This is a genomic window from Actinacidiphila oryziradicis, assembly GCF_005047355.1.
In the GTDB taxonomy this organism is placed as follows: domain Bacteria; phylum Actinomycetota; class Actinomycetes; order Streptomycetales; family Streptomycetaceae; genus Actinacidiphila; species Actinacidiphila oryziradicis.
The window spans coordinates 159,527-172,828 of sequence record NZ_SUMC01000008.1 but is presented as its reverse complement, the minus strand read 5'-3'; the positions used below and the strand labels follow the sequence as shown (position 1 = coordinate 172,828).

Sequence of the window (13,302 nt, the reverse complement as noted above, 5' to 3'; positions counted from 1 at the left end):
GGCTGTGCGCCGGCCTCCCTGCTGATGGCTACTTCGTGTTCTCGACCGCGTGTCCGCCGAACTGATTACGCAGCGCGGCGACCATCTTCATCTGCGGAGAGTCGTCCTGACGCGACGCGAAGCGGGCGAAGAGCGCCGAGGTGATCGCGGGGAGCGGTACGGCGTGATCGATGGCGGCCTCGACAGTCCAACGGCCCTCGCCGGAGTCGGCCGCGTAGCCGCGGATCTTGGTCAGGTGCTCGTCGGCGTCGAGGGCGTTGACGGCCAGGTCGAGCAGCCAGGAACGGATGACGGTGCCCGACTGCCAGGAGCGCAGGACCTCACGGACGTCGGTGACGGAGTCCACGGCCTCCAGCAGCTCCCAGCCCTCGGCGTAGGCCTGCATCATGGCGTACTCGATGCCGTTGTGGACCATTTTGGCGAAATGGCCGGCCCCGACCTTGCCTGCGTGGACAGCGCCGGACTCCCCCTCGGGTTTGAGGGCGTCGAAGATCGGGCGTACCTTCGCGACGTTCTCGGCGTCGCCGCCGTACATCAGCGCGTAGCCGTTCTCCAGGCCCCAGACGCCGCCGGAGACACCGCAGTCGACGAAGCCGATGCTCTTGGCAGCGAGCTCCTCGGCGTGCTTCTCGTCGTCGGTCCAGCGGGAGTTCCCGCCGTCCACAACGGTGTCACCGGGGGAGAGCAGTTCGCCGAGCTCATCGATCGTCGACTGGGTGGCGGCACCGGCCGGGACCATGATCCACACGACCCGCGGGGCTTCCAGCTTGTCCACAAGCTCCTGGAGGCTGTGGACATCCGCGAGGTCCGGATTGCGGTCGTAGCCTATGACGGTGTGGCCTGCGCGGCGGATCCGCTCGCGCATGTTGCCGCCCATCTTGCCGAGACCGATGAGACCGAGCTCCATCATTGATCCTTCGTTCGAAGCATGCCTGACCTGAGTCGAGCCTACGACGGCCCTGCGGGCGCTGCCCGACCGGTCGGCCCCAGTGCGCCCACGCTTCCGGCGCGCGCCGGGCGCCTCAGCCCGAGAGCCTCACCGGCATGATCAGGTACTTGTACGCGTCATCGGCCTCGGCGTCCTTGGCGGGCCGACCGCTGAGCAGGGCGGGCTTGGTCGAGGTGGTGAAGGAGAGCTGGGCGACCGCCGAGTCGATGGCGCTCAGGCCGTCGAGCAGGAAGGTCGGGTTGAAGGCGATTGAGATGTCGTCACCCTCCAGGTCGGCGTCGACGCGCTCCACAGCCTGTGCGTCGTCGCTGGAACCGGCCTCCAGGGTGAGCACGCCCTGCTCGAAGCTGAGCCGCACCGGGGTGTTCCGCTCGGCGACGAGCGCGACACGCTTGACGGCCTCGACGAAGGGCGGGGTGTCGATCAGCGCGACGGAGGCGAACTCGGTGGGGAAGAGCGTCCGGTACTTCGGCAGGTCGCCCTCGAGGAGGCGGGTGGTGGTGCGGCGGCCCGCGCCCTCGAAGCCGATCAGGCCCTCACCGGCGCCGGAGCCGGCCAGGGCGATCGACACGGTGTCGCCGTTGGTGAGGGACTTGGCAGTGTCCAGCAGGGTCTTGGCGGGCACCAGGGCGACCGCGGAGATGTCGGCCTGCTCGGGCTTCCACAGGAACTCCCGGACCGCGAAGCGGTAGCGGTCGGTGGCGGCCAGGGTGACGGTGTCGCCCTCGATCTCGATCCGTACGCCGGTCAGCACCGGAAGCGTGTCGTCGCGGCCCGCGGCGATGGCGACCTGGGCCGCCGCGGAGGCGAAGACCTCCCCGGGGACGGTGCCGGAGGCGACGGGCATCGCGGGCAGTGCCGGGTATTCCTCCACAGGCAGTGTGTGGAGTGTGAACCGGGAGCTGCCGCAGACCACAACGACCCGTGCGCCCTCGGTGGAGATTTCCACAGGCCTGTTGGGAAGTGCCCGCGAGATGTCGGCGAGCAGCCGCCCCGAGACGAGGACGGTGCCCTCCTCCTCGACGTCCGCCTCGACCGAGACCCGGGCCGAGACCTCGTAGTCGAAGCCGGAGAGGCTCAGCAGGCCCTCCTCCGCCTTCAGCAGCAGTCCGGCGAGGACCGGCACCGGGGGACGGGCCGGGAGGCTGCGGGCTGCCCAAGCCACCGCCTCGGCGAGTACGTCGCGCTCCACCCGGATCTTCACCGGAACCGCCTCCTGCTTGTCGCTGGCTGTCGGAGACCAGTCTGACGCACTCCACTGACACCTGATGCTGCTTGGGGTCAAGTCGGGTCTGGGGCCCAGGTCCCCGGTTGTGCACAGCCCCCGCTTTCAAGCAGGTTCCAGGCTCTCTAAGTGTCGTAGTAGTAGTAGGGGCTGTGGATACGGTGGATAAGTGGTTCCTGCGCAGGTCAGGCCACGTTTTTTGTCCACCGCGCCTGTGGATGGCGCCCGTGGATAACCAGCCTCTTCTGTGGACGGCCGGAAGTTCTGCACACGGCGTACACAGGGGCATGCCAGTTGTCCCCAGCCCTGTCCCCAGGAATACCCCGGTTCTCCCCAGGCCAATCCGGCAACTTGGTGTGACGCCTTTCACTCTCATCGGGGAGAGAGGGGTCCGTGTTGCCGAACAGTGGACAAGACTGTGGAGAAGCTGGGGACAACTGGCCTGCGGCTGTGGGCAGCCGGTGGACAACCGATCGGCGTCCTTGTGGGCGCCGACTCTGTCCACAGGCTGTGGATAACGGTTTCCCACAATTCCACACCCCTACCAACTGGCCATACGCCACCGAAGGCACCGTACCTGTGGAGGGAGCCGGGACAACGGGGTTGATCCCCAGGGTGTGGACAGTGACTTGGGGCCACTCATGTGGAGAAACGCTCCTGCCCGCCGGGGAATCGAACAAGCAAGAGCGCCCCGGGAGTTCGACTCCCGGGGCGCTCGTTTGTAACTCGTCCGTGCAGGGCATCGCGGGGCCCCTTCAAGGGCGTCCGCTCAGCTCTTGATGCGGTTGGTCAGCTCGGTCACCTGGTTGTAGATGGCCCGCCGTTCGGCCATCAGCGAGCGGATCTTCCGGTCTGCGTGCATCACCGTCGTGTGGTCGCGGCCGCCGAACAGCGCGCCGATCTTCGGCAGTGAGAGGTCCGTGAGCTCACGACAGAGGTACATGGCGATCTGGCGGGCCGTGACGAGCACCCTGCTGCGGGAAGAGCCGGACAGGTCCTCCACGTCCAGCCCGAAGTACGAGGCGGTCTCCGCCATGATCGCCTCCCCGGTGATCTCCGGCACCGAATCCTCACCGCCCGGGATCAGGTCCTTCAGCACGATCTCGGTGAGCTGGAGGTCCACCGGCTGCCGGTTCAGGCTCGCGAAGGCGGTCACCCTGATCAGCGCGCCCTCCAGTTCGCGGATGTTCCGCGAGATCCGGGAGGCGATGAACTCCAGCACCTCCGGTGGCGCGTTGAGCTGCTCCTGCACCGCCTTCTTGCGCAGGATCGCGATCCGGGTCTCCAGCTCGGGCGGCTGGACATCGGTGATCAGGCCCCACTCGAAGCGGTTGCGGAGCCGGTCTTCCAGGGTCACCAGCTGCTTGGGCGGCCGGTCGGAGGAGAGCACGATCTGTTTGTTGGCGTTGTGCAGGGTATTGAAGGTGTGGAAGAACTCCTCCTGCGTCGACTCCTTGCTCGCCAGGAACTGGATGTCGTCGACGAGCAGGATGTCCATGTCCCGGTACCGCTTGCGGAACGCGTCAGCCTTGCCGTCCCGGATGGAGTTGATGAACTCGTTGGTGAACTCCTCGGAGCTCACGTAGCGCACCCGGGTGCCCGGGTAGAGGCGGCGCGCGTAGTGCCCGATGGCGTGCAGCAGGTGGGTCTTGCCGAGGCCGGACTCGCCGTAGATGAACAGCGGGTTGTACGCCTTGGCCGGCGCCTCGGCGACCGCGACCGCCGCGGCGTGCGCGAAGCGGTTCGACGCGCCGATGACAAAGGTGTCGAAGAGGTACTTCGGATTCAGCCGGGCGGTCGGCTCGGCGGGACCGGAGCCCGGCGCGGGCTTCGCCGACTGCTCGGCGCGTACCGCCTGCTGCTGCGGCTCGTAACGCTGTTGGGGGGCCGACCGGTAGGGGTCGTGCTCGGGGTAGCGGCTGGCGGGGCGTTGTTGCCAGGGTGGCTGCTCGGGCTCGCGTGGCGGCCAGCCACCGGCCCCGCCCGCCATCGGACCCCCCGCCGGGTGGTCGGGGTAGGCGCGGCGCATCCGCGGCCCGTCGTCGGCGGGGCCGGGGCCCGGGCGGTCGTAGGCCTCGTCGTACTCACGGCGGTGCTGGCCGCCGTACGGGGACGGCTCGGGCGCCCCGTACGGCTGGTCGTCGTAGGGGGACTGTTGTGGTGGGGCAGGAGGCTCCTGCGGCCCGGGGCCGGCGTCCTGGTCGCCGCCGGAGGCCACGGCGACGGCGATGCCGACAGGGTGACCGAACTCACGGCTGAGCACTTCGGTGATCAGTGGAAGGAGACGCCCTTCCAGCACGCTTTTGGCGAACTCGTTGGGGGCGGAGAGGACCGCCGTGCCGGCCACCAGGGCGAGCGGCTGGGTGCGTTTGAGCCACTCCGCGTCCTTGGGCTTGAGATCGTCCCCGTCGATCAGGAGTTTCTGCAGGACCCTTGGCCACACTGAGGCAAGATCGGCAGTTACGTCAGCCACAGTGCACGCTCTCTCGGGTCGCTCGTCGGTTGCCGATGGATCCCACGAATGTGTGCTTCTTGGGACGGGCGGGAAGTACGCAGGGATGGGTTGGGTGGGGGATGTCTGAGTTCAGCCAAGGTAGTCAGCGCGACGGGCGTGGTTCAAGTCGTTGTCCACAGGGTGTGCAAAAGCACGTCCGGATGGCCGCTCGCGGTTGCGTCGACCGCCGGTTTGACCGCATGGCTCGGCCGCGCGTACCGTAACGAGGTCGAGTTGTCGATGGCTGCTGCCGCCTGCCTACCGATGGGCCAGGATCCACGAGCTTCTCGTGGGCGTACGGTGACCGCCACGCGACGCCCCGCCAACCCCACGAATTCCCCTGGAGCCCCCGAGTGAGCAAGCGCACCTTCCAGCCGAACAACCGTCGTCGCGCCAAGACCCACGGCTTCCGGCTGCGCATGCGTACGCGTGCCGGCCGTGCCATCCTCGCGACCCGTCGCAGCAAGGGCCGCGCCAAGCTGTCCGCCTGATCGCAATAGGTCACATGCTGTGCTGCCCACCGAGAATCGGCTGAGGCGGCGCCAGGACTTCGCGAACGCGGTACGCCGCGGACGCCGGGCCGGGCGGCCCCTTCTGGTCGTCCACCTGCGCACAGACAGCGGCAGTGGCCATGACGATACGCACCCGCACGGATCGGGGGGGAGTACTCCCCCGGCGCGTGCGGGTTTCGTCGTGAGCAAGGCCGTCGGCGGCGCCGTCGTACGGAATCTGGTCAAGCGACGGCTGCGGCACCTGGTCCGTGAGCGACTGCCCTTGCTGCCCCCCGGTAGCCTGGTAGTCGTACGAGCGCTGCCCGGTGCGGGCAGCGCTGACCACGCACAGCTGTCCCGAGACCTGGATGCTGCCCTTCAGCGGCTGCTGGGTGTGGAGACGCCCGCTACAACTGGCAGGCGGAACCCCACTGGCGAAGCCAAGGGGAAGGTGGCCCGATGAAGTACCCACTGCTGGCGCTGATCAAGATCTATCAGTGGACCATCAGCCCGCTGCTCGGTCCTGTCTGCAAGTACTACCCCTCGTGCTCCCACTACGGGTATACGGCGATCGATCGGCACGGCGCGATCAAGGGCACCGCTCTGACCGCGTGGCGGATCCTGCGGTGCAACCCCTGGTCGCTGGGGGGCGTGGACCATGTCCCGCCGCGCAAGCGACCGCCGTGGCACGATCGGCTGCGCCGCGTATTGCGGGGCGGCGGAGGCGGGTCCGGTACCCCCGAGCCCGTCGAAACCCCTAACGCCCAAGGAGCCTGACCGTGGGGATTTTCAACCCCCTCTACGATGTCGTTTCGTGGATCATTGTCCAGTTCCACTCGCTGTACAGCCTGGTCTTCGACAAGGACAGCGGCTGGGCGTGGGGTCTGTCCATCGTCTCGCTGGTGGTCCTGATCCGGATCTGCCTGATCCCGCTCTTCGTGAAGCAGATCAAGTCGACCCGGAACATGCAGGCGCTCCAGCCGAAGATGAAGGCGATCCAGGAGCGCTACAAGAGCGACAAGCAGCGTCAGTCCGAAGAGATGATGAAGCTGTACAAGGAGACGGGCACCAACCCGCTCTCCTCGTGCCTTCCGATCCTGGCGCAGTCGCCGTTCTTCTTCGCCCTTTTCCATGTGCTGAGCTACATCGCCAAGGGCCAGCAGGTCGGCGTCATCCACAAGGACCTGGTGACCAGCGCCCAGCGTGCTCACATCTTCGGTGCTCCGCTGGCGGCGAAGTTCGCCGACAGCGCCAGCACGCTCCACAAGCTCGGCGCGACGCTCACCGATGTGCGGGTCGTCACTGTCATCATGATCGTGCTGATGTCGGCGTCGCAGTTCTACACCCAGCGCCAGCTCATGACGAAGAACGTCGATATGAGCGTGAAGACGCCGTTCATGCAGCAGCAGAAGATGCTGATGTACGTCTTCCCGATCATGTTCGCTGTCTTCGGTATCAACTTCCCGGTCGGTGTCCTCATCTACTGGCTGACCACCAACCTGTGGACCATGGGCCAGCAGATGTTCGTGATCCGCCGGAACCCGACCCCGGGCAGCCTCGCCTTCACGGAGCGCCAGGAGCGGCTGCGTGCCAAGGGCAAGCTGCAGGACGCCCCGGCCGCGGTCGCCAAGTCCGGCAGCGGGGCGGCCGAGGCCGCGCCGGTGAAACGGACACAGCCCAAGCGGCAGAGCAAGTCCCAGCGCCAGACGGGTGGTGCCCAGCCCGCCGGTGCCGCGAAGACGGCCGGCGGTCCTGCGAAGACGGCGGGCGGCCCGGCGCCGAAGTCGAAATCGAGCGGTCCCGCTGGTTCCGCTGACAAGCCGAACCTGTCGAAGAAGAAGTAGAGGAGTCCATCCGTGACGGACGGCAACACCACCGACGCGCTGACCCGCCTGGAGCAGGAGGGCGAGATCGCGGCCGACTACCTTGAGGGTCTGCTGGACATCGCCGACCTCGATGGTGACATCGACATGGACGTCGAGGGCGAGCGGGCGTCGGTATCGATTGTCGGTGAGGGCACAAGCCGCGATCTCAACAAGCTGGTCGGGCGGGACGGCGAAGTGCTGGAGGCGTTGCAGGAGCTCACCCGGCTCGCGGTCCACCGGGAGACAGGCGATCGCAGTCGGCTGATGCTGGACATCGCCGGCTTCCGGGCCCGCAAGCGCACCGAGCTGACGGAGCTGGGCACCAAGGCGGCCGAGGAGGCCAAGGGCACCGGTCAGCCGGTGAAGCTGGACCCGATGACGCCTTTCGAGCGCAAGGTCGTGCACGACGCGGTCGCGGCGGCCGGCCTGCGCAGCGAGTCCGAGGGCGAGGAGCCTCAGCGCAGGGTGGTCGTTCTCCCGGTCTGATCCGGTCCGGAGCCCGGCCCTCGATACTGCTCAGTCGGCCCCGTCTGCTCGCAGGCGGGGTCGAATCTTGTCAGCTTGGTAATCGGCTCAGCATGGAACAAGCTCAGCATGGAACAACGGAAGGGGCGGTCCCCGTGACCGAGGCAGCGGCGGAACTTCCCCCGGCACCCGGGCAGGCCCTGGAGGTGTTCGGTGACCGCTACGCGGATGCGGTGCGCTACGGGGAGCTGCTGGCCGACGCCGGAGTGCGTCGTGGGCTGATCGGTCCCCGTGAGGTGCCGCGGCTGTGGGAGCGGCACCTGCTCAACTGCGCGGTGCTGTCCGAGGTGATCCCGCAGGATGTGACGGTGTGCGACGTGGGCTCGGGGGCCGGGCTGCCCGGGATTCCGCTGGCGCTGACCCGGCCGGATCTGCGAATCACCCTGCTGGAGCCGCTACTGAGGCGGACCACCTTCCTGGAGGAGGTCGTCAAGCTCCTGGGCCTGTCGAATGTGACTGTGCTGCGCGGGCGGGCCGAGGAGATGGTCGGGACTATGCAGCCGGTGGACGTGGTGACCGCACGAGCCGTTGCGCCGCTGGACCGGCTGGCGGGCTGGGGTGTGCCGCTGCTGCGGCCGCACGGTGAGATGTCCGTACTCAAGGGGGACACCGCCGAGGAGGAGGTGCTTGCGGCGCGGGCCGCGCTCGCCCGGCTGGGGGTCGTGGAGACCACCGTGGTGCATGTGGGCGAGGGTGTTGTGGACCCGCTGGCGACGGTGGTGCGGGTGCTGGTGGGGGAGAGCCCCGGCGGAGTACGGGCGGCGACCAGGAGGGCGAAGGCGGCACGGGCGAGTCGGCGCCGTTACCGGTGATCTTCTCCCGGCGGTACTCCATTCAATTTGGACTCTGCTCAATACAAACGGCCAAAACGACATAATTCGGAGTGTCGCGTAGGAAACGGACGCGTCGCTGCGCATCGTGTTTCACGTGAAACGTCGCTCTCTGCTCCCAGGAATTCTCGGACGTGCCCGCGCGGCGGCCGAGTCACGCCCTTTTAAGGTCGCTCAGCCATCTCAAGAGGTGGTTTCATCCACAGGAGGACGGGCCTCACTGGTTCGCAACCCCGAAAGCATGGCAGGCTCTGTGTATTGCGAGTCCGTAGTCGAGGAGAGTGAATCCTTGCGGTCCGACGCCAACATTGCGGGACCGATGGCCGATCCGGTCCCCGGTCCCCGAACCGAGTCGTATGGGGAGGATGTTTCACGTGAAACGCTGCCTCCGATGGACGACACCCCCATCGGCCGTGCCGCCCAACAAGCGGTAGAGGCACTCGGTCGTGCCGGAGAGGGTCTCCCCCGGCCTGCCGAGACCAGAGTCATCGTCGTTGCCAACCAGAAGGGCGGCGTCGGCAAGACCACCACAACGGTCAACATGGCGGCCTCCCTGGCCCTCCATGGTGCGCGCGTGCTGGTGGTCGACCTCGACCCCCAGGGCAACGCCTCGACGGCGCTGGGCATCGACCACCATTCCGAAGTTCCGTCGATCTACGACGTCTTGGTGGAGAGCCGGCCGCTCTCCGAGGTTGTCCAGCCGGTCCCGGATGTCGAGGGGCTCTTCTGTGCCCCGGCCACGATCGATCTGGCGGGCGCCGAGATCGAGCTGGTGTCCCTGGTGGCCCGGGAGAGCAGACTGGAACGGGCCATCCAGTCCTACGAGCAGCCGCTCGACTACATCCTTATCGACTGCCCGCCCTCTCTTGGTCTGCTGACGGTCAACGCCCTGGTCGCCGGCGCCGAGGTGCTGATCCCGATCCAGTGCGAGTACTACGCGCTGGAGGGGCTGGGGCAGCTGCTGAGAAACGTGGACCTGGTTCGCGGGCACCTCAATCCCAAGCTCCATGTGTCCACCATTCTGCTGACCATGTACGACGGCCGTACCCGGCTCGCTTCCCAGGTCGCCGATGAGGTGCGCACCCATTTCGGCAAGGAAGTGCTGGGCACCAGCATCCCGCGCTCAGTCCGTATTTCGGAGGCCCCCAGCTACGGCCAGACCGTGCTGACGTACGATCCGGGCTCCAGCGGAGCGCTGTCCTATCTGGAGGCCGCGCGCGAGATGGCGCTGCGCGGTATCCCTGGTAGCCGAGAGTTCAAAGAGTTCAATGAGCACAGCAAGTCGGAGGGGATCCAGTGAGTGAACGACGCAGAGGACTCGGCCGAGGTCTCGGCGCCCTGATCCCTGCGGCACCGTCGGGAGCGGACAAGGCGGCGGCGACAGCGATGGCGACGGTGCTCGCTTCACCGTCGACGGTCCCGGTGCTGGCCCCTGAGCGCAACGGGCATGGCGGATCCGACATCACCTCGGTGGTGGAGATCTCGCGTATGGATTCCGGGGAACCACGTGAAACCGAGCCGGCCGCGGCGGAGCCCCCGGCCCCGGCGGAGGTCGCAGGGGCGTACTTCGCCGAGCTGCCGTTGGAGACCATCACCCCGAACCCGCGCCAGCCGCGTGAGGTCTTCGACGAGGACGCACTCGCCGAACTCGTCGGCTCCATCAAAGAGGTGGGTCTACTCCAGCCGGTCGTGGTCCGCCAGACCGGGCCCGAGCGGTACGAGCTCATCATGGGCGAGCGTCGGTGGCGGGCCTGCCGTGAGGCCGGTCTGGAAAAGATCCCCGCGATCGTCCGGGCCACCGAGGACGAGAAGCTTCTCCTGGACGCCCTCCTGGAGAACCTGCACCGTGCCCAGCTGAACCCGCTGGAGGAGGCGGCCGCCTACGACCAGCTGTTGCAGGATTTCTCCTGCACCCATGAGCAGCTGGCCGACCGCATCGGCCGCTCCCGTTCCCAGGTCTCCAACACCCTGCGACTGCTCAAGCTCTCCGCGCCCGTACAGCGGCGTGTGGCGGCCGGTGTGCTCTCGGCCGGCCATGCCCGCTCGCTGCTCGCCCTGGAGGATGTGGAGGACCAGGACCGGCTGGCGAGCCGGATCGTTGCCGAGGGGCTTTCGGTACGCGCGGTCGAAGAGATCGTGCACCTGATCAACGCCGAGCCTAAGGCGGCCAAGAAGACCGCCGCGCCGAGGGCGGGCAGGCGGGTGTCGCCGGCACTCACTGATCTTGCCCTGCGGCTCTCCGACCGCTTCGACACCAGGGTGAAGGTCGACCTGGGCCAGAAACGCGGAAAGATCGTTGTGGAATTCGCCTCTATAGAGGATCTGGAACGCATTCTTGGCACGCTCGCACCGGGTGAGGGCAAGGTGCTGGAGAGCAGGCTGACGGAAGATCCCGATGAGGACGCGGAACAGGACGTCGCCGAGGAGTGACCTTGCCTCCCGGAGTGAAGAGCGGGCCGTTTCCCTCGGAGACACGGCCCGCTCTTTGCGTGCCAGCGGTGTCGGAGTCACCGTGTCGAGGTTACGATCGAGACGGGTATGGAACACCGCCGGGGAGGGAAGCCCATGCGGTCGGTGAAGAGCGGCAGCGGAGTGGAACATGAGTGGCAGACGGCCGCTCTACTGGTCACCGGGCTGGGCCTGGGGGCGGTGGGTGGCTTCGTCGGCAGTTGGGTGCACGACAGAAACGAGGGTCTGACCACATGGGGCGTCGGCTCGTTCCGCTCACGCTGGACAACCTTCCTGACCTCCCCAAACGCTGCCGGTCGTGCGTTTTCTGGGAGCTCGACCCGGTAAGCGGAGAGGCGGCCACCCAGGCTGGAAAGCCGGAGCTGGAGAAAGAGGCCTGGATCTCTGCGGTACTCCTGGAATGGGGCTCCTGCGGGCGCGTCGTGTACGTGGACGACGTACCTGCCGGGTTTGTGCTCTACGCCCCTCCAGCCTACGTACCGCGCTCCATCGCCTTCCCCACCAGCCCGGTGTCCCCGGACGCCGTTCAGCTGATGACGGCCCGCATCATGCCGGGATACCAGGGGCAGGGTATCGGCCGGGTGCTGGTGCAGACCGTCGCGAAGGACCTGGTGCGGCGTGGCGTCAGGGCGATAGAGGCCTTCGGCGACGCCAAGTGGGAGGAGCCCGGCTGCATCCTGCCTGCGGATCACCTGCTCGCGGTGGGCTTCAAGACGGTACGTCAGCATCCGCGCTTCCCCCGGCTGAGGCTGGAGTTGCGTACGACGATCTCCTGGAAGGAGGACGTCGAGATGGCGATCGACCGATTGCTCGGGGCTGTTCAGAAGGAACCGGCGCTGCGGCCGCTGTAGCGACCTGGTCGTGAGCAGAGAGCGGACCCGCTCCGAGGAGGAACGGGCCCGCTCTGCGTCTGTGTCCAGTCCGCTCAGCCGGTGCTGTGCTCAGCCGATGAAGTCGGCGAGGTCACGCTCGATGGCGGCCTTGGGCTTGGCACCGACGATGGTCTTCACGACCTCGCCGCCCTTGTAGACGTTGAGGGTGGGGATGGACATCACGCCGTACTTGGCGGCGGTGACCGGGTTCTCGTCGATGTTCAGCTTGACGATGGTGATCTGGTCGGCGTGCTCGGCCGCGATCGCCTCCAGTGACGGGGCGATCTGGCGGCAGGGGCCGCACCACTCGGCCCAGAAGTCGACCAGCACGGGCTTGTCGCTGTTGAGGACCTCGGCGGTGAAGGTCTCATCGGTCACGGGCTTGGTGTTGCCGGCCACGGTTTTCTCCTCATGATTGCGTACGGAAACGGGTTCTGACTGCTGGTGTGCGGATGGTGTGCGGACAGGCAGCCGTCAAACGGCGATGGCTGCCTGCTCCGGCTGGGTGACTGCCTTCTCGGCGTCGCCCAGGGCCGAGAGGTAGCGTTCGGCGTCCAGGGCGGCGGAGCAGCCGGTGCCGGCGGCGGTGATCGCCTGGCGGTAGGTGTGGTCGACCACGTCGCCGGCGGCGAAGACGCCGGTGACGTTGGTGCGGGTGCTGGGAGCGTCGACCCTGAGGTAGCCCTCGTCGTCCAGGTCCAGCTCGTCCTTGAACAGCTCGGTGCGCGGGTCGTGGCCGATCGCGATGAACAGGCCGGTCACCGGGAGTTCGGAGGTCTCGCCGGTTTTGGTGGAACGCAGCGTCAGGCTGGAGAGCTTGTTGTCGCCGTGGATCTCGGCGACCTCGCTGTTCCACACGAACTTGATCTTCGGGTCGGCGAACGCCCGCTCCTGCATCGCCTTGGAGGCGCGCAGGCTGTCACGGCGGTGGACGACGGTCACGGACTTGGCGAAGCGGGAGAGGAAGGTCGCCTCCTCCAGGGCCGTGTCGCCGCCGCCGATGACGGCGATGTCGTGGTTTTTGAAGAAGAAGCCGTCGCAGGTCGCACACCAGGAGACGCCCCGGCCGGAGAGCTCGTCCTCGCGCGGCAACCCGAGCTTGCGGTGCTGGGAGCCGGTGGCGACGATGACGGCCTTGGCCTTGTGTACGGTGCCCGCGGAGTCGGTGACCTTCTTGATGTCGCCCGTGAGGTCGACCTCGATGACATCGTCCGGGATCAGCTCGGCGCCGAAGCGCTCGGCCTGGGCGCGCATGTTGTCCATCAGGTCGGGACCCATGATGCCCTCACGGAAGCCCGGGAAGTTTTCCACGTCGGTGGTGTTCATCAGCGCGCCGCCGGCGGTGACCGCGCCTTCGAAGGCCAGCGGCTTCAGCGAAGCACGCGCGGTATAGAGCGCGGCTGTGTAGCCCGCTGGCCCCGATCCGATGATGATGACGTTGCGTACGTCGCTCACGGGTGTCTTCCTCGTCTCTGCCGTGTTCTGCTTGGGCCCTCGAGGGACGCCGGGGGTCCGGGGGCTGTCTCCCCGGAAAGACCGGTATCCCGCTAACGGATCCTACGGGCCCGGCATTCCCCGCCGC

13 protein-coding genes and 1 pseudogene are annotated in these 13,302 nt (G+C 67.4%); 9 read left to right on the top strand and 5 right to left on the bottom strand.

All coding sequences use genetic code 11. The annotated features are described in order from the left end of the window. Positions 1-28: 28 nt before the first annotated feature. The 3 genes and pseudogenes from gnd to dnaA all read right to left on the bottom strand — a co-directional run. Positions 29-931: pseudogene (gnd, locus tag FCI23_RS11725) on the bottom strand (phosphogluconate dehydrogenase (NAD(+)-dependent, decarboxylating)); the annotation flags it as partial. A gap of 91 nt (positions 932-1,022) precedes the next feature. Beyond that, positions 1,023-2,153, bottom strand: coding sequence for a DNA polymerase III subunit beta (gene dnaN / locus FCI23_RS11720; RefSeq protein WP_136723441.1), 1,131 nt, complete (start codon positions 2,151-2,153; stop codon positions 1,023-1,025). 790 nt (positions 2,154-2,943) lie between these two features. Further along, positions 2,944-4,617: a chromosomal replication initiator protein DnaA gene (gene dnaA / locus FCI23_RS11715; RefSeq protein WP_407645948.1), complete on the bottom strand. Its 1,674-nt coding sequence runs from the start codon at positions 4,615-4,617 to the stop codon at positions 2,944-2,946. 404 nt (positions 4,618-5,021) lie between these two features. On the opposite strand from dnaA, the gene rpmH reads away from it, so the two are divergent. The 9 genes from rpmH to FCI23_RS11670 all read left to right on the top strand — a co-directional run bounded on the left by rpmH (position 5,022) and on the right by FCI23_RS11670 (position 11,699). Continuing rightward, positions 5,022-5,159, top strand: a complete 138-nt coding sequence (rpmH, locus tag FCI23_RS11710; RefSeq protein ID WP_136723439.1) for a 50S ribosomal protein L34 — start codon at positions 5,022-5,024, stop codon at positions 5,157-5,159. A gap of 19 nt (positions 5,160-5,178) precedes the next feature. Further along, positions 5,179-5,622 (top strand): ribonuclease P protein component, encoded by a 444-nt coding sequence (gene rnpA, locus FCI23_RS11705; protein ID WP_136723438.1) that lies wholly within the window; start codon positions 5,179-5,181, stop codon positions 5,620-5,622. Further along, positions 5,619-5,936, top strand: coding sequence for a membrane protein insertion efficiency factor YidD (gene yidD, locus FCI23_RS11700; protein WP_136723437.1), 318 nt, complete (start codon positions 5,619-5,621; stop codon positions 5,934-5,936). Before rnpA ends, yidD begins: the two co-directional genes overlap by 4 nt. A 2-nt stretch (positions 5,937-5,938) precedes the next feature. After that, positions 5,939-7,003, top strand: coding sequence for a membrane protein insertase YidC (gene yidC, locus FCI23_RS11695; protein ID WP_136723436.1), 1,065 nt, complete (start codon positions 5,939-5,941; stop codon positions 7,001-7,003). 12 nt (positions 7,004-7,015) lie between these two features. Further along, the gene (locus FCI23_RS11690; protein ID WP_136723435.1) at positions 7,016-7,510 is read left to right on the top strand and encodes a Jag family protein; all 495 of its coding nucleotides are present in this window, start codon (positions 7,016-7,018) and stop codon (positions 7,508-7,510) included. Between the two features lie 134 nt (positions 7,511-7,644). Further along, positions 7,645-8,361, top strand: coding sequence for a 16S rRNA (guanine(527)-N(7))-methyltransferase RsmG (gene rsmG, locus FCI23_RS11685; RefSeq protein ID WP_136723434.1), 717 nt, complete (start codon positions 7,645-7,647; stop codon positions 8,359-8,361). Positions 8,362-8,620: 259 nt separating this feature from the next. Then, positions 8,621-9,679, top strand: coding sequence for an AAA family ATPase (locus FCI23_RS11680; RefSeq protein WP_136723433.1), 1,059 nt, complete (start codon positions 8,621-8,623; stop codon positions 9,677-9,679). After that, positions 9,676-10,809 (top strand): ParB/RepB/Spo0J family partition protein, encoded by a 1,134-nt coding sequence (locus FCI23_RS11675; RefSeq protein WP_136723432.1) that lies wholly within the window; start codon positions 9,676-9,678, stop codon positions 10,807-10,809. The genes FCI23_RS11680 and FCI23_RS11675 overlap by 4 nt, the downstream gene beginning before the upstream one ends. A 272-nt stretch (positions 10,810-11,081) precedes the next feature. Continuing rightward, a complete protein-coding gene (locus FCI23_RS11670) occupies positions 11,082-11,699 on the top strand; it encodes a GNAT family N-acetyltransferase (RefSeq protein WP_136723431.1) in 618 nt (205 codons plus the stop codon). Positions 11,700-11,789: 90 nt separating this feature from the next. Here the strand turns inward: FCI23_RS11670 and trxA are convergent, their stop codons facing one another. After that, positions 11,790-12,119: a thioredoxin gene (gene trxA / locus FCI23_RS11665; RefSeq protein ID WP_136723430.1), complete on the bottom strand. Its 330-nt coding sequence runs from the start codon at positions 12,117-12,119 to the stop codon at positions 11,790-11,792. A gap of 75 nt (positions 12,120-12,194) precedes the next feature. Further along, complete coding sequence (trxB, locus tag FCI23_RS11660) at positions 12,195-13,175, bottom strand: thioredoxin-disulfide reductase (RefSeq protein ID WP_136723429.1); 981 nt, start codon at positions 13,173-13,175, stop codon at positions 12,195-12,197. Positions 13,176-13,302: the final 127 nt, after the last annotated feature.